20 protein-coding genes are annotated in these 21,945 nt (G+C 64.9%); 14 read left to right on the top strand and 6 right to left on the bottom strand.

Annotated features, from left to right (window positions below; all coding sequences use genetic code 11):
• The first annotated feature begins 141 nt into the window (after positions 1-141).
• Complete coding sequence (gene gcvP, locus ACYZGB_RS02895) at positions 142-3,054, top strand: aminomethyl-transferring glycine dehydrogenase (protein ID WP_462386704.1); 2,913 nt, start codon at positions 142-144, stop codon at positions 3,052-3,054.
• Positions 3,055-3,070: 16 nt separating this feature from the next.
• On the top strand, positions 3,071-3,682 hold the full coding sequence (locus ACYZGB_RS02890; protein ID WP_462386703.1) for a Crp/Fnr family transcriptional regulator: 612 nt from the start codon (positions 3,071-3,073) through the stop codon (positions 3,680-3,682).
• A gap of 9 nt (positions 3,683-3,691) precedes the next feature.
• Here ACYZGB_RS02890 and ACYZGB_RS02885 read toward each other — a convergent pair whose 3' ends face one another.
• Both ACYZGB_RS02885 and soxC read right to left on the bottom strand, forming a co-directional pair.
• The gene (locus ACYZGB_RS02885) at positions 3,692-4,348 is read right to left on the bottom strand and encodes a c-type cytochrome (RefSeq protein ID WP_462386702.1); all 657 of its coding nucleotides are present in this window, start codon (positions 4,346-4,348) and stop codon (positions 3,692-3,694) included.
• Entirely contained in the window at positions 4,341-5,594 is a 1,254-nt protein-coding gene (gene soxC / locus ACYZGB_RS02880) for a sulfite dehydrogenase (protein WP_462386701.1), read from the bottom strand. Before soxC ends, ACYZGB_RS02885 begins: the two co-directional genes overlap by 8 nt.
• 190 nt (positions 5,595-5,784) lie before the next feature.
• On the opposite strand from soxC, the gene ACYZGB_RS02875 reads away from it, so the two are divergent.
• The 4 genes from ACYZGB_RS02875 to ACYZGB_RS02860 all read left to right on the top strand — a co-directional run bounded on the left by ACYZGB_RS02875 (position 5,785) and on the right by ACYZGB_RS02860 (position 9,816).
• Positions 5,785-6,192, top strand: coding sequence for an FKBP-type peptidyl-prolyl cis-trans isomerase (locus ACYZGB_RS02875; protein ID WP_462386847.1), 408 nt, complete (start codon positions 5,785-5,787; stop codon positions 6,190-6,192).
• 4 nt (positions 6,193-6,196) lie between these two features.
• Positions 6,197-7,231 (top strand): MerR family transcriptional regulator, encoded by a 1,035-nt coding sequence (locus tag ACYZGB_RS02870; RefSeq protein ID WP_462386700.1) that lies wholly within the window; start codon positions 6,197-6,199, stop codon positions 7,229-7,231.
• A gap of 64 nt (positions 7,232-7,295) precedes the next feature.
• On the top strand, positions 7,296-8,513 hold the full coding sequence (locus tag ACYZGB_RS02865; RefSeq protein WP_462386699.1) for an acyltransferase family protein: 1,218 nt from the start codon (positions 7,296-7,298) through the stop codon (positions 8,511-8,513).
• Positions 8,503-9,816 carry an MFS transporter gene (locus tag ACYZGB_RS02860; protein WP_462386698.1) on the top strand — a complete coding sequence of 438 codons (1,314 nt, stop codon included), beginning with the start codon at positions 8,503-8,505 and terminating at the stop codon, positions 9,814-9,816. Before ACYZGB_RS02865 ends, ACYZGB_RS02860 begins: the two co-directional genes overlap by 11 nt.
• A 61-nt stretch (positions 9,817-9,877) precedes the next feature.
• On the opposite strand, the gene ACYZGB_RS02855 is transcribed toward ACYZGB_RS02860, so the two are convergent.
• Complete coding sequence (locus ACYZGB_RS02855) at positions 9,878-10,537, bottom strand: NAD(P)H-dependent oxidoreductase (protein WP_462386697.1); 660 nt, start codon at positions 10,535-10,537, stop codon at positions 9,878-9,880.
• 292 nt (positions 10,538-10,829) lie between these two features.
• On the opposite strand from ACYZGB_RS02855, the gene ACYZGB_RS02850 reads away from it, so the two are divergent.
• Positions 10,830-13,025, top strand: a complete 2,196-nt coding sequence (locus ACYZGB_RS02850; protein ID WP_462386696.1) for a PAS domain-containing hybrid sensor histidine kinase/response regulator — start codon at positions 10,830-10,832, stop codon at positions 13,023-13,025.
• A gap of 94 nt (positions 13,026-13,119) precedes the next feature.
• Positions 13,120-13,749: an RluA family pseudouridine synthase gene (locus ACYZGB_RS02845; protein ID WP_462386695.1), complete on the top strand. Its 630-nt coding sequence runs from the start codon at positions 13,120-13,122 to the stop codon at positions 13,747-13,749.
• Positions 13,750-13,790: 41 nt separating this feature from the next.
• On the opposite strand, the gene ACYZGB_RS02840 is transcribed toward ACYZGB_RS02845, so the two are convergent.
• On the bottom strand, positions 13,791-14,222 hold the full coding sequence (locus tag ACYZGB_RS02840) for a DUF4902 domain-containing protein (RefSeq protein WP_462386694.1): 432 nt from the start codon (positions 14,220-14,222) through the stop codon (positions 13,791-13,793).
• Positions 14,223-14,307: 85 nt separating this feature from the next.
• A complete protein-coding gene (locus ACYZGB_RS02835; RefSeq protein WP_462386693.1) occupies positions 14,308-15,021 on the bottom strand; it encodes an autoinducer binding domain-containing protein in 714 nt (237 codons plus the stop codon).
• A 218-nt stretch (positions 15,022-15,239) separates the two neighbouring features.
• Here ACYZGB_RS02835 and ACYZGB_RS02830 point away from each other — a divergent pair, with 218 nt between their 5' ends.
• The 5 genes from ACYZGB_RS02830 to ACYZGB_RS02810 all read left to right on the top strand — a co-directional run bounded on the left by ACYZGB_RS02830 (position 15,240) and on the right by ACYZGB_RS02810 (position 20,352).
• A complete protein-coding gene (locus ACYZGB_RS02830; protein WP_462386692.1) occupies positions 15,240-15,794 on the top strand; it encodes an acyl-homoserine-lactone synthase in 555 nt (184 codons plus the stop codon).
• Positions 15,795-15,839: 45 nt separating this feature from the next.
• Entirely contained in the window at positions 15,840-16,505 is a 666-nt protein-coding gene (gene cysC, locus ACYZGB_RS02825) for an adenylyl-sulfate kinase (protein WP_462386691.1), read from the top strand.
• 24 nt (positions 16,506-16,529) lie between these two features.
• Complete coding sequence (locus ACYZGB_RS02820; RefSeq protein WP_462386690.1) at positions 16,530-17,555, top strand: hypothetical protein; 1,026 nt, start codon at positions 16,530-16,532, stop codon at positions 17,553-17,555.
• On the top strand, positions 17,552-18,625 hold the full coding sequence (locus ACYZGB_RS02815; protein ID WP_462386689.1) for a sulfotransferase family protein: 1,074 nt from the start codon (positions 17,552-17,554) through the stop codon (positions 18,623-18,625). The genes ACYZGB_RS02820 and ACYZGB_RS02815 overlap by 4 nt, the downstream gene beginning before the upstream one ends.
• Positions 18,626-18,714: 89 nt before the next feature.
• Positions 18,715-20,352: a methyl-accepting chemotaxis protein gene (locus tag ACYZGB_RS02810; protein WP_462386688.1), complete on the top strand. Its 1,638-nt coding sequence runs from the start codon at positions 18,715-18,717 to the stop codon at positions 20,350-20,352.
• A gap of 118 nt (positions 20,353-20,470) precedes the next feature.
• Here ACYZGB_RS02810 and ACYZGB_RS02805 read toward each other — a convergent pair whose 3' ends face one another.
• Complete coding sequence (locus tag ACYZGB_RS02805; RefSeq protein ID WP_462386687.1) at positions 20,471-21,352, bottom strand: EamA family transporter; 882 nt, start codon at positions 21,350-21,352, stop codon at positions 20,471-20,473.
• 68 nt (positions 21,353-21,420) lie between these two features.
• On the opposite strand from ACYZGB_RS02805, the gene ACYZGB_RS02800 reads away from it, so the two are divergent.
• Positions 21,421-21,936 (top strand): MarR family winged helix-turn-helix transcriptional regulator, encoded by a 516-nt coding sequence (locus ACYZGB_RS02800; RefSeq protein ID WP_462386686.1) that lies wholly within the window; start codon positions 21,421-21,423, stop codon positions 21,934-21,936.
• Positions 21,937-21,945 lie beyond the last annotated feature (9 nt).

The raw sequence follows: 21,945 nt of genomic DNA, 5'->3' as shown, positions 1-21,945 counted from the left end.
GGCGCTTGGCCCATTCGTCTCCGGTTTCAAAACCATAGCTGCCTGCGTTTGATTCCATTGGATTTCAAAGAAAAATCCTTTGAAATGTCCGACTGACAAGCGCCAGCAGCTTCTTTTTTCATAGCACCCCGAACGCCCGCCATGACTGCCGCCCTGCCCACCTCCTTGCCGTTGTCCGCGCTGGAAAACGCCGCCGAATTCCTGCCCCGCCACATCGGCATCGACGCAGCGGATGAAGCCCACATGTTGTCCGTGATCGGCGAGGCCTCGCGCCGCGCGCTCATTGACTCCATCGTGCCGCGCTCCATCGCACGCAGCCGCGCCATGGATCTGCCAGCGGCCACCACCGAGGCCGCAGCGCTGGCCGAACTCAAGGCCATTGCGGGCAAAAACAAGGTGCTTAAGAGTTTCATTGGCCAGGGCTACTACGGCACGCACACGCCGGGCGTCATCCTGCGTAACATCCTCGAAAACCCCGCCTGGTACACCGCCTACACGCCTTACCAAGCTGAAATTTCGCAGGGCCGCATGGAGGCTCTGGTCAACTTCCAGACCATGGTGTGCGACCTGACCGGCATGCCGATTGCCAACGCGTCGATGCTCGATGAAGCCACGGCAGCCGCCGAGGCGATGACCCTGGCCAAGCGCTCGGTCAAGAGCAAGAGTAACGTGATTGTGGTGGCCGGCGACGCGCACCCCCAGACCATTGAAGTGATCCAGACCCGCGCCAAGCCCCTGGGCCTGGAAGTGCGCCTGGCCAACTCGGCCGAGGAATGGGACAGCCTGCTGGCGGGCGACTACTTTGCCGTGCTGGCCCAGTACCCTGCCACCAGCGGCCGCATTGACGACCTGCGTGCCGATGTGGAAAAAGCCCATGCCAAGCAGGCCGCCTTCATCGTGGCCGCCGACCTGCTGGCCCTGACCCTGATCACACCGCCCGGCGAACAAGGCGCCGACATCGTGGTGGGCACCACCCAGCGTTTTGGCATGCCCATGGGTGCTGGCGGCCCCCACGCCGCATTCATGGCCTGCCGCGACGAGTTCAAGCGCAACCTGCCCGGCCGCCTGGTGGGCGTGAGCGTGGACGTGCACGGCAAGCCAGCCTATCGCCTCGCACTGCAAACCCGCGAACAGCACATCCGCCGCGAAAAAGCCACCTCCAACATCTGCACGGCCCAGGTGCTGCCCGCCGTGATCGCCAGCATGTACGCCGTGTACCACGGCCCCGAGGGCCTGCAGCGCATTGCCCAGCGCGTGGCCAGCTACACCGCCATTCTGGCCCGGGGCCTCGTGCAACTGGGCGCGCCGGTGCGTGAACAAGCCACGTTCGACACGTTGGTGCTGAAAACCGATGGCGCTACAAAATCAATAGCTGCAAAGGCAATACAGTCAGGCGCAAACCTGCGAATTTGCTTTGAAAACTACCTGTGTATCTCGCTGGACGAGACCACCACGCGCGCCGACATCGAGTTGCTGTGGAAGATCTTTGCGAAGGACGGCCAGGCTTTGCCCACCTTCGACGCTTTCGAGAACGGCATCGAACCGCTGATCCCCGCCGCGCTGCGCCGCACCAGCCGCTACCTCACGCACCCGGTGTTCAACACCCACCACTCTGAGACCGGCATGCTGCGCTACATCCGCCAGCTGTCGGACAAGGACCTGGCGCTCGACCGCAGCATGATCCCGCTGGGCAGCTGCACCATGAAGCTCAACGCCACCAGCGAGATGATCCCCATCACCTGGCCCGAGTTTGCCAACATGCACCCGTTTGCCCCGGCTGACCAGCAGCAGGGCTACAAGGCGCTGGACGAACAGCTGCGCGCCTGGCTGTGCGAGGCCACGGGCTATGCCGGCATCAGCCTGCAACCCAACGCCGGCAGCCAGGGCGAATACGCAGGCCTGTTGGCCATCAAGGGCTACCACGAGTCGCGTGGCGAAGGCCACCGCAACATCTGCCTGATCCCTAGCAGCGCCCATGGCACCAATCCCGCCAGCGCCCAGATGGTGGGCATGCAGGTGGTGGTGACGGCCTGCGACGCCAACGGCAATGTGGACCTGGCCGACCTGCAGGCCAAGTGCGAGCAGCACAGCGGCAACATCGCCTGCGTGATGATCACCTACCCCAGCACGCACGGCGTGTTCGAGACCCAGGTGAAGGAGCTGTGCGCCCTGGTGCACAGCCACGGCGGCCGCGTATACGTGGACGGCGCCAACATGAACGCCCTGGTGGGCGTGGCCGCGCCTGGTGAATTTGGCGGCGACGTGAGCCACCTGAACCTGCACAAGACCTTCTGCATTCCCCACGGCGGTGGCGGCCCTGGCGTCGGTCCCGTGTGTGTTGTCGAAGACCTCGTGCCCTTCCTTCCTGGCCTGCCCGGTCAGGGCGATCAGCCGCGCAACCCTGCCACTGGCAAGGTCGGCCCGGTGAGCGCCGCCCCCCTGGGCAACGCCGCCGTTTTGCCCATCAGCTGGATGTACATCCGCATGATGGGCGCAGACGGCCTGCAGGCCGCCACCGAGACGGCCATCCTGAGCGCCAACTACATCAGCGCGCGCCTCAAGGACCACTACCCCACGCTGTACGCCAGCGCCAACGGCCATGTGGCGCACGAGTGCATCCTGGACCTGCGCGGCCTGAAGGACACCAGCGGCGTGATGGCCGAGGATGTCGCCAAGCGCCTCATCGACTACGGTTTCCACGCGCCCACACTGAGCTTCCCGGTCCCCAACACGCTGATGGTGGAGCCCACCGAGAGCGAAACGCTGTTCGAGATCGACCGATTCATCGACGCGATGATCGCCATCCGCGAAGAGATCCGCCAGATCGAAGCGGGCAAGCTGCCCCAGGACAACAACCCGCTCAAGAACGCACCGCACACGGCCGAGAACCTGCTGAGCGGCGAATGGGCCCGCCCCTACACCCGCGAAGCGGCCGCCTACCCCGTGGCGGCCCTGCGCCAGGCCAAGTACTGGTCGCCCGTGGGCCGTGTGGACAACGTGTGGGGCGACCGCAATCTGAGCTGCAGCTGCATCCCGGTGTCGGACTACGCCTGAGTGGGCGGAGCGCGCTGTGACCGCCTCGCCCAGCGCCTGCAACGTTTGCGAACCGCCCGCGCTGGAGGCGCTCGTCCAGACGGAGCCCGCTCTGGCTGCACTGTGGCAAGCGCTGCCCCGCCGCCAGTTCGGCGCTGGCGCGCTGCTGCAGCGTGCCGGTGAAACCAGCACACGCTGCTGGCATGTGCGCAGCGGCGTGGTGCGGCTGTTCTACCTGAACGAACAGGGTACCGAGCGCAACCGCTCGTTCCACGGCAAGGGCAAATGGGTGGCGGGCAGCCTGCCGCCGCTTGCGCTGCCCAGCCCCTACGCCATTGAGGCACTGGCGCCCGTGGAGGCGGTGGAGCTGGACTATTCCACCTTGCAAGACTGGATGGGAGTCTTTCCGCAGATTGGCCCCCCGCTGCAAGAAGCCCTGGGCTACGTTTTCCAGTCGCACGCCCGGCGCGAGGCCGAACTGCTCAGCCATCCGCCAGAGGCACGCTACCAGGCGTTCCTGGCCTCGCACGCAGAGTTGGCCAGCCAGCTGCCCCAGCACCATGTGGCCAGCTACCTGGGCATCTCGCCGGTGTCGCTCTCCCGCATCCGAGCCAGGCTGGGCATGGTAGACGCAGCGCGCGGCGGCTGAAACCGACGTTTACCGCACCAGCGGCCACGCACTGACCGTGCGGTCCCGCCCCGGCATCACCACCTGGGGCACGCTTTCCTTGTCCATTACCGCGTTGGCGGCCACCAGACCGTTCCAGTGCAGCAGATGCGCGGTTACGGCATATACCTCGTCATCGGTCAGGCTCTTGGGAGCATGCATCGGCATGCCCCGGCGGACGTAGTCGAACACCGTGGTGGCATACGGCCACATTGCCCCCACCGACAGCACCTGCAAGGGGTACTGGCGCACACGCAAAGGCCGCAACAGGTCGTTCCAGGCGATGAAGCCATCCGATCCCACAAGGCGGGAAGCCGGACCTTCCATGCCCTGCGCGCCGTGGCACGCCGCGCAGTGCCGCGCATACAGCTGCGCGCCTTGCGCTACGCTGCCTCGGCCCGGCGGCAAATTGCGGCCATCAGGAAAGATGGTGATGGCGTAGCGCTCAACCTCTTCGGAAGACAGTGGCTGCGCCAGGCCGATGACAGCTGGCGGCGCTGCAGGTGCCATGCCGGGCGCGGGCTGCGTCTGCGCCTGGCTGGCGACCTCGGCGTACAGCAGCAGTACGACCGCTGCGAACATCCATCCGCCCCGCCGCAAGGCTGCCATCCTCGCGAACGAGCGGTGGTGAAACAGGCGCTCACGCATACAGGTTCTCCACGCGCCCATCGGCCTGCACGCGCCAAGCCTGCACCGCGTTGTAGTGGTTGAAGGAATGCAAGGCGTAGCGCCGCTTCCACTCGCCGCGCAGCGGCTGCGTGCGGCCATGCTCATCGGTGGCCCGGCTCAACAGGTCCGCGCGGCGTCCATTCCACTTCCAGGGCAGCGTGAAGCGCGTGAACGCGCGGTCCAGCACCGGCCCATGCAACTGCGCAGCCGTCCAGCTGCGGCCGCCGTCCACCGACACATCCACCCGGGCAATGCGGCCGTAGCCAGACCAGGCCAGCCCTGCGATTTCATAGAAGCCCTGGGTTTCGGGCATCGTCTGCTGGCCCGAGGGGTGGGTGATGACGGATTTCACGTCCATGTGGAAGGCAAAGCGTTCGATGCGACCGTCGGCCAGCACCTGGGTGTACAGGCCCGATTCATCCTTGGTGTAGGCAGGCGCGTCGGTCACCTCCAGCCGGTGCAGCCATTTGATGTTGACGTTGCCTTCCCAGCCGGGCATGAACAGGCGCATGGGGTAGCCCTGCGAGGGCCGCAGCCGCTCGCCGTTCTGGTACAGCGCCACCATGCCATGCTCCAGAAGCGCTTTGAGCGGCAGGCTTCGGCTGTGCGACCCACCATCTGCCCCTTCGGCCACCACCCAGCGGGCGCTGTCCTTCAGCCCTGCCTCGTTCAGCAGGTACGCCAGCGGCACCCCCGTCCATTCCGAACACGACACTTCGCCTGCGAGTTCGCCCAGGGTCTGGTCCAACGCTGTGGGCGACAGCGCATTGGCTGCCGAGTTGCCCGCGCACTCCAGAAAATGCACGCGGCTGACCATCGGGTAGCGCAACAGCCGGGCCAGGTCAATGCGCAAAGGCTTGTCAACCAGACCATGCAGCCGCAGTTCGTGCCGGCCAGGATCGATGTCGGGCACCCCGTTGTGGTGCACGGCAAAGTGCAACCCGCTCGGGGTGATGATGCCGCGTTGGTGCTGCAGTGGCGTGCGCCACCCCGCAAAACCCGAGACGTGCGACACCGAGCGCTGCACGGCCGCCTCGTAGGCCGATGGCTGCCCATAAGGCACATCGGCGCCGCCAGGCCGCGCCATGCTCTGCGGCAGCCGCGCGGCCAGGGGTTCTTGCGCGGATGGCGCTGGCTGCGCTTGCGCCATGCCACCGCCAACTGCCAAAGCGCCCAAAAAAGCCCTGCGTGCCCACAGTCCGCCAGGGCCGTCATGTGATTGCATCCGTCTATCTCCGCGAGTGGAAACGGCACCCATCGGCCGCGGAGCCAGTGTGGTGACGTGTGGCGCCGCGCGCATTAACGCTTGTTAACGCGGCCTCCTGCGTCCGAACACCCTTACACTGGCGCGCCACTGGCCCCAGGTCCCTGGTGCCAGCCGCCCCCTTTGTTGAATTCCAAGGAACCCCGTGCGCATCTCCCCTGCCCTCCTCATCGTTGGCCTGCTGGCCGCTCCGTTTACCGCTGCCCATGCGCAGGCCTCGGGCCCCGTCACCACCGCCAGCGGCCTGGTCTATGAATCCCTCAAGGAAGGCACGGGCGACTCGCCCAAGGCCACCGACACCGTGAAAGTGCACTACAAGGGCATGTTCCTGGACGGCAAGGAGTTCGACAGCTCCTACAAGCGTGGCGAACCCACCTCGTTCCCACTCAATGGCGTGATCCCTTGCTGGACCGAGGGTGTGCAGCGCATGAAGCCGGGCGGCAAGGCCAAGCTGACCTGCCCGCCCGCCATTGCCTACGGATCACGGGGTGCGGGTGGCGTGATCCCGCCCAACGCCACGCTGAACTTCGAAGTCGAGCTGATTTCCGTCGGCCGCTGAGCCCATGCTGCTGAAGGTCGGTGACCTCGCACGGCGCACCGGCCTCACGGTGCGCACGCTGCACCACTACGACGAGATTGGCCTGCTCACCCCTTCGGGTCGCTCGGAGGCGGGTTACCGGCTCTACAGCCAGTCCGATGTGCAGCGGCTGCATGGCATCCAGACCATGCGCCAGATGGGCCTGGCGCTCAGCGACATCAGCAACCTGCTGGCGGGCGACGGCGTGGCGCCCGAACGCATCATCGGCCAGCAGATCCGCGCGCTGGACCAGCAGATTGCGCAGGCCAGCGAGCTGCGCGCCCGCCTGACCATGTTGCGCGACGGCCTCATGGCGGGCGCCGAGCCCAACATGGGCAACTGGCTGGAGGCGCTCGCGCTGATGACCACTTACGGCAAGTACTTCAGCTCGGCCGAACTCAAACAGATCTTCACGAACTGGAGCCTGATCGAGGCCGACTGGCTGGTGGTCAAAGACCTGGTGCGCGAAGCCATGGACCGGAAACTGCCACCCGACGCCCCCGAAGTCCAGGCACTGGCGTACCGCTGGATGGCGCTCATGCTGCACTGGATGGGCGGCGACATCGACCTGCTGGAGCGCTGGGGCCATATGTTCCGCACCGAGCCCAGCACCCAAGGCCGCAACCATGCGCCACCGGGCGAGATGATCGAGTACGTCGAAGTCGCCATCAAGCTGCGCATGGCATTGCTGGAGAAATACCTGACCCGTGACGACCTGCGGGCGCTGGGCCACGTGCCTCATACCCACTGGGCCGCGCTGGAGGCCGATGCACAGCAGCTCCTGGCCCGTGGGCTTCCTTCACGCCACCCGGACGCCATCGCCGCTGCGCTGCGCTGGAATGCGCTGTTTGACCAACTGACCGGCCAGCGCCCCGGGCTGCGCGAGAAACTGCTGACAGCCTCGGCCAACGAGCCGCTGCTTCAGGCGGGCGCGCCGCTGAGCGCCCCCGTGCGGGCCTATCTGCATGCGGCGCTGGCCCATGCAGCCTCCGCCTCTCAGCCCGTGTCACCGCAGCACTGAAAAAACTGCTTGACCCTCACGCTACGTGAGGGACCATAGTTGGTCTGCATGAACGGACCAACCCATGACTCTCCCTGAGCCCCCGGCAACTGCCTCCACGCGCCTGTACGCACTGGACAACCTGCGCGCCGCCATGATGTGGCTGGGCATCGTGCTGCATGTGGCAGTGATCCACATGAGCGGGCCGCCCTTGCTGCCCTGGCGCGACAACCAGACCACACCGGCGGCCGATCTGCTGGTGGCCTTCATCCACGCCTTTCGCATGCCGGTTTTCTTCATCCTGGCTGGCTTCTTTGTGGCGCTGCTGATGGAGCAACGCGGGCCCCGCGCCCTGGTGCGGCACCGGCTGCGCCGCCTGGCACTGCCGTTTGCCGTGTTCTGGCCCCCCCTGTATCTACTGTGCGCCGTGCTTGCGCTGGCGTTCCTGCACCGCATGGCCTACGGCACCTGGGGGCTGGACCCCACGCTCAGGCCCCGCATGCCGGGGGTGCCCGACGGGCCCACCACCCTGCACCTGTGGTTTCTGTGGATGCTGCTGTGGATGAGCCTGCTGACCCCGCTGGTGCAGACCCTGCTGAAGCGCACCGCCCCCAACGCCGGGGCAACGCTGGGGCAGTGGTTTGCCGCTCTCGGGCGCAAGCCCTGGGGCATCGCCCTGCTGGCTGCCGCCTTGGCCGCCGTGGGTGCGCAGTATGGCGATGGGCTGGTGCACCCCACAGGCTCTTTTCTGCCGCCCTGGACCGAATGGCTGCACAACGGCCTGTTTTTCGGCTTCGGGCTGGCGCTGCACCAGCACCGGCAGGCCCTGCTGACGCATTACATGCGGCGCTGGCAGTGGTACGCCGTCGCGGGATTGGTGCTTTTCCTGGCCTCGGGCATGGCACTGCGGCAGGCGCCCGTCGGCACCCACGAACTGCCCCTAGCGCTGCGCCTGGCCTTCGCCTTTGCCTACAACGCCACGGCCTGGTGCTGGAGTTTTGCGCTGATTGGCCTGTTTGCTGCGCACCTGCGCCACCCGAGCCCCGCACTCGGCTACCTGGCCGACAGCTCGTACTGGGTGTACCTGGTGCACATGCCCCTGACCATTGGCTTTGGCGCGCTGATGTTCGGACTGCACTGGCCAGCCGGGGTCAAGATCGCTCTCAACATCGCGGCCACCACCGTGCTCTGCCTGGCCAGCTACCACCTGCTGGTGCGCTTTGGCGCCCTCGGCACTCTTCTCAACGGCAAGCGCCACGCCCGCGTGCGCCAGCCACAAAGTCCCACTCCCCATGCCTCCTGAAACCGACGCCCGCGCAGCGCTGCTGCGCAACCCCAACTTCCGCTGGATGACCGGCGGCGCCCTGCTCTCCATGCTGGGCGATCAATTCACGCTGATCGCCCTGCCCTGGCTGGTGCTGCAGATGACTGGCGACACCCTGGTGCTGGGCACAGTGCTGGCCCTCGTCAGCGTGCCGCGTGCGCTGTTCATCCTCATCGGCGGCGCGCTGGTAGACCGGCATTCGCCCAAGCAGGTGCTGATGATCACCAAATACATCAACCTGGTGCTGCTGGCCGTGCTGGCGGGGCTGGTGTTTGCAGGCACGCTCACGCTGTGGATGGTGTATGCGCTGTCACTGGGCATTGGCCTGGCCACGGCCTTCAGCATCCCGGCGGGCACGGCCATGATGCCGCATGTGGTGGCGCGCCATCAGCTGCAGGCCGCCAACGGCATCAGCCTGAGCCTGCGGCAGCTGACCATGTTCCTCGGTCCCTTGCTGGCGGGGCTGTTGATCGCGCTGTTTGGCACGGGAGAGGCCACCGGTGGGGCAACCGAAACCCCTGCTGCCCGCGCCAACGCTTTTGGCATTGGCCTGGCCTTCGCGCTTGACGCGCTGAGTTTTGCGGTATCGGCCTGGACGCTGTCCAAAGTCCAAACCCACGCGGGCAGCGCAGCCCCCGCAGCAGCGCCCCAGGCGGTGCTGGCGTCGGTGGCCCAGGGCCTGGCACATTTCTGGCGCGACGGCGAGTTGCGCACCTGTTTTCTCTACTGGAGCGCAGTCGCACTGTTCATCATGGGGCCCATCCACATCGCGATCCCCGTGCTGGCCAGCAGCACGCCCGCGCTGGGCGCCGCCGCCTTCGGCATCATCGTGGGTGCCCATGGCGCGGGCACGCTGCTAGGCATGGTGGTGTCGGGCATGCTGCCCCGGCTGCGCATCGGCAGCCTGGGCATGACCATCCTGGCGTTCGACGCGGTCATCGGTGCACTGTTCGTGCCCATGGGCCTGATCACCGCCGTGTGGCAGGGCGCGCTGCTGATGCTGGTGATTGGCCTGCTGGGCGGTTTCATGCAGGTGAGCGTGTTCACCTGGATCCAGCAGCGCGTACCCCCGGCCCTGCTGGGCCGGGCGATGAGCCTGTTCATGTTCATCTTCATGGGCCTGGCGCCCATCTCTGCGGCGGTGACGGGCTGGGTGATGAAAAGCATCACGCTGCCCCAGCTGTTTGCGGCCAGCGGCGGCACGCTGGTGGTGCTGGCTGCGCTGGCCTGGGTGCTGACACCCATGCGCCGCGTCACAGATACGGCCCCCGCCACGCGCTGAAACCCTGCGCGCAAGAAAAAGGCCGGGCAACTGCCCGGCCTTTGCACAGGGTCTGACGGCCTCAGACTTCCGTGACGAACTGCTCGCGGGGGCGGCGCACCTTCTTCAGGCTCACCAGCCAGTCGCCTTCGTCGGCGCGGTAGCCCAGGGGCAGAATCGCCACGCTGCGCAGGCCACGGGCGCGCAGGTCCAGGATTTCGTCCAGCGCATTGGGATCAAAACCCTCCATGGGGGTGGAATCCACTTCTTCAAACGCCGCAGCGATCAACGCGGCGCTCATGCCGATGTAGGCCTGGCGTGCGGCGTGCTGGAAGTTCACCTCGGCATCGCGCTGGGGGTAGCTGGACAGCAGCATCTGGCGGTAGTTCTCCCAGCCTTCGTTCTTGAAGCCACGCTGGTCGTTGGTCAGGTCGAACATCATGTTGATGCGGTCGGCTGTGTAGTTGTCCCACGCAGCAAACACCAGCAGGTGCGAGCCGTCAGTGATCTGGGCCTGGTTCCAGGCGATGGGCTGGATCTTGGCGCGCACGGCGGGGTCGGTCACCACAATGATCTCGAACGGCTGCAGGCCGCTGGACGTGGGGGCCAGGCGGGCGGCCTCCAGGATGCGCTCGACCTTCTCCTGCGGCACGGCCTTGGCGGGGTTCATCTTCTTGGCGGCGTAGCGCCATTGCAGTTTGTTCAGCAGGGGTTGGGCAGCGGTGGTGTCAACGGGATTCATGGCAAGGATTCCTGATATCGGCAAAAGGGTTGGGCAAAGAAAAAGCGGATGGTTGAACTGTAGAGACCCGGCTTTCTTTGAGTAAGCCCCGCTGCGGAAAAGGATTGTTCGCAATCGGTCAACAATCGCGCCCCAAATCAATCGCATTCGTACCAGCACCCAGAGCCCGCAGCCTGCGGGCGTACACTCGCAGCCATGCGTTCTGGCCCACAGCATGGCGCGGTGTGCACCCACCCTCCCCGCCCCACTTCCTGCCTAATTCCCCGTCCCATTCCCTGGCCGCGCCCGCCCCATGACTGAACCCGATCTGTCCTTTCTGGACCCCGCAGGTCGGCGGCCCGCCCCGGCCGAAAAGCACCCGCTCTCGCCCGCCGCCCCGGCCGAGGGCCTGGTGGCCGAACTGCGCGCCTACCAGGCCGAGCTGGAGAACCAGAACAAGGTCCTGCGCTACAGCCAGGCCGTGGCCGAGAGTGCCTACGAGCGCTTCGAGACCCTGTTTGCCAGCGTGCCCCTGGCCCTCATGGTGGTGGACGAACACGACATGGTGGTGCAGGCCAACTCGATGGCGCACCGCTCCTTCCAGCCCACGGAGCGCGACCGGCCGCTGACCGCGCTGATGCCTTTTGTGTGCCCGCAAGACGCCGCCCGCGTGCGCGAGGCTTTTGCCCAGGCGCAGGACCTGGGGCACAGCGAGGCCAAGGAGGTGGTGTTCCTCATCAACGACACCAGCCGCATCACGGGCGACCTGCACATCGCGCACATCGAGGCACCCCAGGCCAGCGGCGCACCGTTGTCCCAATTTTTGTGCGCGGTGATCGACCAGGGCCCGCTGCTGGCCGAGCGCCGGGCGCTTCAGCACAGCGCGCTCACACTGCAGCAGCGCAACGAACAACTGCACGCCAGCGAGAAGCGGCTCGAAGCCGTCATCAATTCGGCGCTGGACGCCATCATCTGCGTGGACCAGCACCAACGCATCACCGTGTTCAACCCCACAGCGGCCGCGCTGTTCCAGTGCAGTGCCAGCGACGCGCTGGGCAGCACGCTCGACCGCTTCTTGCCCGACGCAGCGCAGGCCCTGGCGTTTGCGCAGCTCACCACGCAGGCGCTTCTGGGCGAGATGACGGCCCTCACCGCCAGCGGCAAGGAACTGGCCGTGGAAGTGAGCGTGTCGTTCGAGCGCCATGCAGAAAGCGTGGGCGGGGGCGAGACCACCACCGTGTTCGCGCGCGACCTCACCGGCCGCAAGAAGGCCGAGGCGCACCGCAACGAGCTGGAGGCCCAGTTGCGTGAGTCGCACAAGATGCAGGCCGTGGGCACCATGGCCGGGGGCATTGCGCACGACTTCAACAACATCCTGGGCGCGATCCTGGGCAATGTGGAGCTGGCCAAGGCCGACTGCACAGCCGGTTCGCCGGTGCTGGAAAGCCTGCTGGAGATCGACAAGGCAGGCCGCCGCGCACGCGACCTGGTGCGCCAGATCCTGACCTTCAGCCGCAACGAGCCCCCGCAACGCTCGGCTGTTTCGTTGGCCGAAGTGGTGCACGACACCGAGCGCCTGCTGCGCGTGACCATGCCCCCCGCCATCGAGCTGCACATGCAGCTGCAGGCAGGGCTGCCCCCCGTGCTGGCCGACGCCACCCAAGTTGAGCAGGCCCTGCTGAACCTTTGCACCAACGCCGTCCACGCGATCCAGGGCCAGGGGGGAGAGCGCGGCAGCATCCATGTGGAGGCCGCCACGGTGCAGCCCGACCAACGCCTCTCCGAGCGGCTGGGCCTGGCGCCCATCGACTACGTGGCCCTGACGGTGCGCGACAGCGGCCCCGGCATGGATGCGGCCACGTTGGAGCGCATCTTCGAGCCCTTCTTCACCACCAAGCCTGTGGGCCAGGGCACGGGCCTGGGCCTGGCCGTGGTGCATGGCGTGATGCGCACACACGAAGGTGGTGTGGACGTGCAAAGCACGCCCGGCCAGGGCAGCCGGTTCACACTGTACTTTCCAGTCGCCACCGGCCAGGCAGCGCCCCCTCCGGCGCCAGCCCCCGCAGCACCGGCTGCGCCCGCCACGCCGTCGGCCGCCGAGGCCGCTGCCCCTACACCGCGCCAGAAGCCCCATGTGATGTACGTGGACGACGACCAGGCCCTGGTCTTTCTGGTGCAGCGCCTGCTGCGTCGGCGGGGCTACGAGGTGAGTGGCTTCACCGACCCCCACGAGGCCACGGCAGCGCTGCGCGCTGCGCCCCAGCGCTACGACCTGCTGGTGACCGACTACAACATGCCCGGCTTCTGCGGCGTGGATCTGGTGCGCGAGGCGCGCCTCATCCGCCCTGGCCTGCCCGTGGCCCTGGCCTCCGGCTATGTCACGGCCGAGATCGAACAGGCCGCGCTGGCCGAAGGCGCACAGGCACTAATCCACAAGCCCAATGATGTGGAAGAGCTTTGCGCCACCGTTGAGCGCCTGGTGGGGGGCGACAACCATGCCGCAAGCTGAAGCCCTTGCGCGGGCTGCATTCTTGGCGCCCACGGTATCGGTAGAGGCCAACCACGTCGAGCGCGTTGCAAACCCTCAAGACCTATGCGCCCCGGTGGCACTGCATGAGGACGCCGATGTGCTGGTGCTGTACAAGCCGCCTGGCCTGCTGTGCGTGCCGGGGCGCGGCATCGACAAACAGGACTGCCTGAGCGCACGCGCCCAGTCGCACTGGCCGGGCGCACTCATCGTGCACCGACTGGACCAGGCCACTTCGGGTCTGGTGCTGATGGCTCGGCATGCCGATGCACAACGGCGCTTGAGCCTGGCATTTGAGCAGCGGCAGGTTCACAAACGCTACGTCGCGATAGTTCAAGGCCTGGTGGACGCCCCGGCTGGCGCCTGGGCAGACATCCACCTGCCCATCGCCGCCGACTGGGAGCGGCGCCCCTTGCGCGTGATCGATGCATTGCACGGCAAGCCCAGCCATACCCGCTGGCGCACGCTGTCACATGACTTGACCGCCGGAACCACCCGTGTCGAGCTTGAACCCGTGACGGGTCGCACGCACCAGCTGCGCGTACACATGGCCGCCATGGGCCACCCGATCCTGGGAGACGCGTTGTATGCGGATGCCGTCACCCAGGCCCAGGCGCCACGCCTGTTGTTGCATGCCGCAGAACTGGCTTTGGCGCACCCCGCTACCGGGCAGCCCATGCGGTGGGAGCTGGTGGCTGACTTTTGAAGCTTTTTTGCCGCCCACCGCCTGATGGGGCCCACATTTAGCTATGTTTTTGATAGCAAACCAACTCGGTGAACAGGCAGCAGCGCCGCGACCGATTGGCTCAACTGCTCCTGCCAGGGCAACGCGTCCACCACCGTTGACAGCAGCTCAAGGTTCTTGTGCCACCCGGTGTCATTGCCCGCGGAGTACACCAGCATCACGTTGCTGCGGGGCTGGCCCAGCCGTGCCCAGACAAACGGCCGCGGTGCTGTCCAAAGGCGAAAATGCCAATCCCAGCCGATGGAAACCACAGGGCACGAAGCACTCACCCATTCCGTGTAGCCACTAATGGTTGTCTCGCACCCACACACCGCCGTGCGCGGCACCACCAAGTCCAGGTCCACCGCCGACATCAAGTGATGGATTGGCAGCGAAAGTAACTCGTCAATCGACAGTCGCAGCAGGCCATCCGGCGAAACCTGCACGGCGTTCACAATAGCCCTCCACAGATCGCCTCAATTGCGGCGCATCCAAAGCTGGCGCAGTTGCAAGGGCCTGCAGCACCCCAGCGGATCAGCATCAGCCCAGCAACCCCAGCATGGCGGCGCGCACGGTTGCGGCCGTCTTGTTGGTGGTTTGCAGTTTGATCACGGCATTCTTGACGTGGAAGTTCACGGTGTTTTCCGAAACGTCCAACAACGCAGAGATGTCGGCAGAGGTCTTGCCGTCGGCAGTCCATTTGAGCACCTCGATTTCTCTGGCCGTCAGATGCGGATGCATCTCTTCGGCCTGGCGTGTTGTGAAAATACGCGACAGGATAAGGTGCGTAATGTGCGCGAGCCAGCGCATCTTCATCTCGTTGAGCGCAATCTCATCGGACCCCAGAACCTCGGAAGAGCGCGCCAACGTCAGCATACCGCGCACCCCCCCCCCGTCAATGCACGATTGCGCCCATCCAAAACGCAGACCAACCGAGCGCGCTTCGTCCCAGAAATCCTGCGCCGATGCAAATACTTCGTCCGACCAGACCAACGGAGTCTGCTTGCGGCACCCATGTTGCACCGTAGGGTCCACCTGCACATAGCTTTGTCGCACATATCGCTCCTGCCACGACTGCGGATAGTTGTTCAGAAAAATGGTCTTGGGATTGGATAAAGGCATGGGCACCCGCAAGCCATAGGCGCAGTACTCAAACCCCAGGGCGTGCGCAGCAAGCTCGATTTTGCAAAAAACCTCTTGCTCAGACTGCGCGCGGTCCATCACCCCCAAAAGATCTTCTTGCCAGCTTGTCATAGGACTCCAATATCGAGCACCACCCCACAGAGACTGACCATCTGCAACCGAACTACGTGCCACTAACCGCAGCTACGTTTTTGCACATTCTGGCGACATTGAAATCCTTTGGCGAGTTGATTTTGACAAGGGACCCACCCGGCAACACCTACCAGAGTTGGTAGTTACAAAGAATTTCAGGTGACCTTCTAATTAATAAAACTCCTGAGGAATATCAGATGCGCATCACCTCTGGCTGCTCCGCCGACCTGCATCCACCACTAATGACCCGCATGGCCCGGTACCGGCACCGTGTTTTTGTGGAAAAACTGGGCTGGCAACTGGACTGCCGCGACGCCATGGAATTGGATCAGTTCGACCGAGACGACACCGTCTATGTCATAGCCCAGAACGAAGGCGGCGAAGTCGTTGGTACTGCCCGCCTGCTGCCCACTACCCGCCCCTACCTTCTTGCCGAGGTTTTCCCGCAACTACTCAACGGCGCCCCGGCCCCCGAAGCGCCGGAGGTATGGGAACTGTCGCGGTTTGCATCCATGGATCTATCGGGCCCCACGGGTTCCGCCCTCGACCAGTTCTCCTCGCCCATCACCACCGGTCTGCTGCAGGCAGCCAGTCGGTGCGCCATGGCGCGCGGGGCTCAGCGCATGGTCACAGTGTCGCCTTTGGGGGTGGAACGCCTTCTTCGCCGCACGGGTTTCGAGTCCCATCGCCTAGGCCCTCCAACCGTTGTCCAGGGTTATCCGCTTTTTGCGTGCTCCATCCGGTGCAAGTGACAGCGCCGACACGCTCGCTCCCCTCAGCCCTTACTTGAACCGACCATGCAGCTCCCCACTTCGCTCCAGCCGTCCCGGGCCCCTGCGACTGCAGCACCAAGCCTGACGCCCCATGGCCTGCGGATGGTCATCCCGCACACTGGCCGGGTGACCGGCCCCTTGCGCGAGCAACTACTGCAACAGCGCCCCGTCACCGTCTGGCTCACAGGCCTGAGCGGCGCCGGTAAATCCACCCTGGCCTACGCGCTCGAGGAGCAACTACACGAGCTCGGATTCGCCAGCTTCGTTCTGGATGGAGACAACCTGAGGCATCGGCTCAACCGCGACCTGGGCTTCAGCGCTGCCGAGCGAACTGAAAACATCCGACGCGTGGCCGAAGTTGCAGCCCTCATGAACGACGCCGGGCTGATGGTGTTTACCGCCCTCATCTCACCCCAGCGCAGCGACCGCGCCATGGCCCGTGCGCTCATTGGGGAACACCGCTTTCTGGAGGTGCATGTGAGCACGCCTCTGGACGTGTGCGAAGGACGCGACCCCAAGGGCTTGTACACCATGGCGCGCGCGGGGCGCATACCGCATTTCACAGGGGTTTCCGCCCCTTACGAGCCCCCCGAATCGCCCGACTACTGCATCGACACCGCCCTTCTGGACTTACCCGACGCCTGTGCACAAATGCTCGCGCTTCTTCGCCAACGCGGGTACATCCGCTAGGGCAGCCCTTACACGGTTATCTCCATGTCTACCGATCACGCCTCAGCCTCCGCCTTGGCGCCTGCCCCCACGAGCCGTGGACTAAACAGCTATGACCTCTTCAATGGCGACGCCGACGGTCTGTGCGCACTGCACCAACTGCGCCTGATTGAGCCCCATGACAGCTTCCTCATTAGTGGCGCAAAGCGAGACATTGCGCTGTTCGATCAGCTGCCCACCGGTCGACCTCTACAGGTGACAGCGCTCGACATCTCATGGGACCGCAATGCCAAGGGCGTGCGCCAAGTACTCAATGACGGCGGCCAAGTGACCTATTTCGACCACCACAGCGCACAAACCCTTTTTCGCCACCCGCAGCTCAACGCCCACATTGACACTGGCCGGGACGTTTGTACCAGCATCCTGGTAGACCGCCACCTGGGCAGTGTTTTGCTCCAGTGGGCCATCGTGGCGGCCTACGGCGACAATCTGGACGCCGTGGCCGATCACATGGCACGCGAGCATGGCTGCACTGCCGCCACACGCGGGGCGCTGGCACAGCTAGGCTATCTGCTCAACTACAACGCCTATGGCGAAAGCCGCGAAGACCTGCATTTTTGCCCTGTGCAACTGTACCGGTCGATGCACCGCTTCGAAAGCCCGCTCGACTTCATGGCAAAGGCCTACGAATTCCGCCGCCTGCAGGAAGGCCACGCGAGCGACCAGCAGGCGGTGAAAAACCTGACACCTTACACCGCCAATGACAGGGCGACGGTCTACGTACTGCCGGATCGCGCATGGGCCCGGCGCCTTTGCGGCACCCTGGCCAACCAGCTGGTAGCGCGCAACAACGGTCGCTCGGTCGCTGTGCTAACACCCCGTTCAGACGGCGACTACCTCGTCAGCCTGCGCATCGGCAGCGCCAGCGCCAGCCGCGCCGACATCTTCTGTAGTCGCTACCCGGCCGGTGGGGGGCGCCATGGTGCGGGTGGCATCGACCGCCTGCCCGACCAGGACATAGATCGCTTCATCAATGAGTTCTTCGCACACCTGGAGGCAGACACACCATGAACCAATCACACCGCACCACACGCCCGCTTCCGCTGCTGATGATTCCGCTGCGACGCTGCGGTAGCCATGCGCTGCGCCTGCGACTAAACGCCAGCCCGCAGTTTCACTCCCCCTATCCGCTGCACATCGTGGACTTCATGCCTTTAGTGCCCCTGTATGGCGATTTGCGCAACGACAGCGCTTACCAGCAGATGGTCAAAGACGTTGTGGGGCTGCAGCAGGCCAGCATGGTGCCATGGCCGGGGATCCACTTCGACGCCGAGGATATCTTCCAATCTCTGCGGGACGAACCCCGCAGCGTGCACCGCATCGTGTGGGAAATGCTGCTGCGTAGCGCGGAGAAGCACGGGGCCAGCGTAGCCATGGACAAGGCGCTCGACAGCGTTCACTACGCCAACGAGCTAATGGCCCTGTTCCCACATATGCGCTTTCTGAACGTTGTGCGCGACCCCAGGGCGCAGGTGGCCTCAATGAATCGGGCGATTATTCACGACTTCGACACCACACTCAACGCCTTGGCCTGGGTCAAGGCTCACACCACAGGCCGCGCGCTGGCACTGCGCCACCCAGACCGCGTGCTCACCATCCGCTATGAAAACTTCCTGAGCGAGCAGGAAACCACGCTGCGGCGCATCTGTCACTTCATCGGCATCGAGTTCATGCCGGAGATGCTGGACATCGAGGCATCGCAGGAGGCGCAAGAGCTGTCTCGGATGTCCGCACTGTGGGAATCCAACTGCTTCGCCCCGTTGCCAGCGAACAAAGACAAGTTCAAGACCCAGCTACAGCTCCACGAAATTGAGACCATCGAAAGCCTGGCGCTGGAACTCATGCACTACTACGGCTATGAATGCATGACCGAGGCCCAAGCCCCCCAACCAACACCCGCAGTGCTGGCGCAATGTCACCAGAATTCGGAAAAACTACGCAGCGAGGCCTGGGAGCAGCTGCTGCGCAGCGCGCCGCGCGACTACGCGGCCCGCCGCGTGCGGGCCGACTACCTGGCCGGTGTGCGCCAACGCCTACAAAGCACTAGTACCCCAGAAACCAGTGCTGCAGCACTGTCCTGAACGGCGCGGAAAACCTACCTAGTCTTAGAGTTTCCAGCCCTCAACACGTCTTTAAACACCTTCCCCACTGCACCCTTCAAGGAGCCGTCATGCGCATCAAGGACCTGAAATTGGGTATTCGACTCGGAGTGGCGTTCGGGCTGCTGCTTTTCATCACCATTGTCATTGCTACGCTCGGCGTCATGAGCGTTGTCGAACTGGAACGCAGCAACGAGCACATCGCTACTTCGGAGCTCAAACGCCAGGGCATCATGCATCAGTGGCAGACCGATATTCAGATGAATTGGTTGCGCACCGAGGCCTTCCTTAAGTCCAGCGACGCCCAGTACGCGGGGAAGCTGAAGAAAGACATGGCTGCCGTGGTCGAGCTGCAAAGCAAGCGCATGCAAGAGGTGCAAGGCTACCTGCTACCCGGCAAGGAAATACAGCTTTACGACCGGGCCATCGCAGCGCGCGATGCCTACCGTGTCAAGCGCACCGAACTAGTCAAGGCCAAAGAGGCCGGACAGGACGTAGCCGAGCAGGCCAATACAGTATTGGAACCCGTCTTTCAGGACTATTCTGCCGTACTGAAGGAGCTGACCCTCACTCTGGACGAAGGTGTGGCCAGAACCCTGAAGGAAACAATGCAGAAGGCCGATGCCAACATCGCATGGGTCGGCGGAAGCACCGCGCTGGCCATACTTCTAGGAATCTTTTTGGCATGGTCGACCACCCGCTCCATTACCGCTCCCGTGCAGCAGGCAGTCCGGGCTACCTCCGCCATCGCGGCAGGTGACCTGGCGACCCCTATCCCCGAGGGTGCCAAGGACGAGCCTGGCCAGTTGCTCACCGAGTTGGCGCACATGCGCTCCAAGCTCGCCGACATTGTGGCCAACGTACGGCAAAGCGCTGAAAATGTTTCTACCGCCAGTGCGGAAATATCGCAAGGCAATCACGACCTTTCTGCTCGAACTGAGCGCCAAGCCAGTGCTCTGCAACAGACCGCAGCCTCCATGGAAGAACTCGGCTCGACCGTGAAGCAGAACTCCGACAGTGCCCAACAAGCCAACAAACTCGCCCGCAATGCCAATGACGTCGCAGTGCAGGGGGGCGAAGTGGTGGCTCGGGTGGTGGAGACCATGAAGGGCATTAACGACAGCAGCAAAAAAATCGCCGATATCATCAGCGTGATCGATGGCATTGCCTTCCAGACGAATATTCTCGCGCTTAACGCGGCGGTAGAAGCCGCGCGCGCAGGCGAACAGGGACGAGGCTTTGCAGTAGTGGCCAGCGAAGTGCGGGGGCTTGCAGGCCGTTCGGCGGAGGCCGCCAAGGAGATCAAGGAACTCATTTCTGCCAGCGTGAGCCGCGTGGACCAAGGAACGGCCCTGGTCGACAAGGCGGGGCAAACAATGACAGATATCGTTCAGTCCATCCGGAACGTCACAGACATCATGAGCAAGATCAGCGCGGCCAGCTCAGAGCAGAGTGATGGTGTGGGCCAGGTAGGTGAAGCGGTCATGCAGATGGACCAGGCCACGCAACAGAATGCAGCCCTAGTGGAAGAAATGGCCGCTGCCGCTAGCAGCATGAAAAGCCAAGCCCTGGATCTTGTCCAACTGGTTTCAGTGTTTCAGTTGGACGCTGCTGGCAATTTAGTCACCACCGCCAGCCAGGGAGCAGCGCCAGTAGCCAACGCCCCTGTTGCGCGGGTCGGTGGGCTTCGGGCTATCGCCGCAGCCTGAGGTGCGAGGCGCTGCAGGATAGCCGAGATCACTTGAGATCCCAGCCCCTGACCAGTATTTTTTTCATACCGAAGATACCGTATGCAAAAAATTTGATGGGGGATGGAAAAGCACGAATCTAGGTCGGTCTCGCCATCGCCCACTGCACTGCCAGCACGCAGCCCAGCACCGTGGCCATGCCCAGTAGCGACACCCCTCGCATGGACTGCCCCAGCAGCGCCCAGCCCAGCACCACGGCCGTGAGCGGGCTCAGCAGCCCCAGCGATGCTACGGCCACCGTGGGCAGGCGCTCGATGCCCCGGAACCACAGCACATAGGCCACAAGCGCCCCCGCCAGGCACAGGTACACATACCCACCGGCCTGCGTGGCCGTGAGCGCGGGCAAAGGCGGGTCGGCCCACCAGGCAACCGGCGCCAGCATGAGCCCGCCCAGCAGCAGCTGCCAGCCGGTAAAGGCCAGCACCGGCAGGCCAGACTGCCAGCGGCGCGAGAGAAACGTGCCCATCGCCATGCACACCGTGCCCGCCAGCGCCGCCGCTACGCCCCACGCGTCCCAGACGGTTCCGGGGGCCAGCAGCAGCAGGGCCATGCCAGCCACCGCCAGCACGCCCGCCCCCAACGCCACGACCGGCGGACGGCGCTGGTCCACCGACCAGGCCAGGCCCATCACCACCAGCGGGCCAATGGCCCCGACCACGGCCGCCAGCCCGCCCGGCAAGCGGTAGGCCGCCACAAACAGCAGCGCCTGGAAGACGCCAATGTTGAGCGCAGCCAGCAGCGCCATGCGCCCCCAGCCGCCGGGCACCGGCCAGCGCCGCGCCCACAGCACCAGCAGCAGCCCGGCGGGCAGCGCCCGCAGCAGTGCAGCGGTGAAAGGCCGCCCGGGCGGCAACAGCTCGGTGGTGACGATGTAGGTGGAGCCCCAGATGGCAGGCGCGAGCGCGGTGATGCACACATCCAGCCAGCGGGAGGAGGGCGACGAGGTCGAGGTTGAATTCATGCTTTTTATCTTCAATTCAAGATAAACCACTGTAGCATAAAATCTCGATATCAAGATAAATAACACCCATGCCTGACCTTCGCCCCGCAGACGCCGTGGATGCCATCCTGGCCCAATGGCTCACCGAACGCCCCGATCTGGATGTGTCCCCCATGGGCCCGATTGGCCGCCTCAAACGCTGCGCCGCGTTGGTGGACCGGCGGCTCGAAGCCGCCTTCGCGCCCTTCGGCCTGTCGTTCTGGGAGTTCGACATGCTGGCCACGCTGCGCCGCTCGGGTGCCCCCTACTGCCTGGCGCCCACCACGCTGTTCTCCACGCTCATGGTCACCTCGGGCACCATGACGCACCGCATGAACCGGCTTGAAGCCAGTGGCTGGATCACCCGCCTGGCCAACCCTGCCGATGCCCGCAGCCTGCTGGTGCAGCTCACCCCGGCGGGCCTGGCGCTGATCGACCGCGCCGTGGAGGCCCATGTGACCAACGAACACGCGCTGCTGGCCCCGCTGCGCGCGGCCGACCTCGCCGCCCTGGACCGCAAGCTGGCCCAGTTGCTCGCGGTGCTGGAGTCGCCCGAGGGTCAATGAGCGCCTGAA

The organism is Acidovorax sp. Q11 (genome assembly GCF_054950075.1).
Note: the sequence above shows the minus strand (reverse complement) of the source record. Positions and strands in the feature narration are given on the sequence as shown.

Excerpts from the sequence above, each read along its gene's own strand:
- ACYZGB_RS02865 (WP_462386699.1), top strand. The coding sequence starts at position 7,296 with ATGACTCTCCCTGAGCCCCCGGCAACTGCCTCCACGCGCCTGTACGCA.
- ACYZGB_RS02805 (WP_462386687.1), bottom strand. The coding sequence starts at position 21,352 with ATGAATTCAACCTCGACCTCGTCGCCCTCCTCCCGCTGGCTGGATGTG.
- soxC (WP_462386701.1), bottom strand. The coding sequence starts at position 5,594 with ATGCAATCACATGACGGCCCTGGCGGACTGTGGGCACGCAGGGCTTTT.
- ACYZGB_RS02850 (WP_462386696.1), top strand. The coding sequence starts at position 10,830 with ATGACTGAACCCGATCTGTCCTTTCTGGACCCCGCAGGTCGGCGGCCC.
- ACYZGB_RS02835 (WP_462386693.1), bottom strand. The coding sequence starts at position 15,021 with ATGACAAGCTGGCAAGAAGATCTTTTGGGGGTGATGGACCGCGCGCAG.
- ACYZGB_RS02810 (WP_462386688.1), top strand. The coding sequence starts at position 18,715 with ATGCGCATCAAGGACCTGAAATTGGGTATTCGACTCGGAGTGGCGTTC.
- gcvP (WP_462386704.1), top strand. The coding sequence starts at position 142 with ATGACTGCCGCCCTGCCCACCTCCTTGCCGTTGTCCGCGCTGGAAAAC.
- ACYZGB_RS02800 (WP_462386686.1), top strand. The coding sequence starts at position 21,421 with ATGCCTGACCTTCGCCCCGCAGACGCCGTGGATGCCATCCTGGCCCAA.
- ACYZGB_RS02820 (WP_462386690.1), top strand. The coding sequence starts at position 16,530 with ATGTCTACCGATCACGCCTCAGCCTCCGCCTTGGCGCCTGCCCCCACG.
- ACYZGB_RS02830 (WP_462386692.1), top strand. The coding sequence starts at position 15,240 with ATGCGCATCACCTCTGGCTGCTCCGCCGACCTGCATCCACCACTAATG.
- ACYZGB_RS02860 (WP_462386698.1), top strand. The coding sequence starts at position 8,503 with ATGCCTCCTGAAACCGACGCCCGCGCAGCGCTGCTGCGCAACCCCAAC.
- cysC (WP_462386691.1), top strand. The coding sequence starts at position 15,840 with ATGCAGCTCCCCACTTCGCTCCAGCCGTCCCGGGCCCCTGCGACTGCA.
- ACYZGB_RS02885 (WP_462386702.1), bottom strand. The coding sequence starts at position 4,348 with ATGCGTGAGCGCCTGTTTCACCACCGCTCGTTCGCGAGGATGGCAGCC.
- ACYZGB_RS02855 (WP_462386697.1), bottom strand. The coding sequence starts at position 10,537 with ATGAATCCCGTTGACACCACCGCTGCCCAACCCCTGCTGAACAAACTG.
- ACYZGB_RS02870 (WP_462386700.1), top strand. The coding sequence starts at position 6,197 with ATGCTGCTGAAGGTCGGTGACCTCGCACGGCGCACCGGCCTCACGGTG.
- ACYZGB_RS02815 (WP_462386689.1), top strand. The coding sequence starts at position 17,552 with ATGAACCAATCACACCGCACCACACGCCCGCTTCCGCTGCTGATGATT.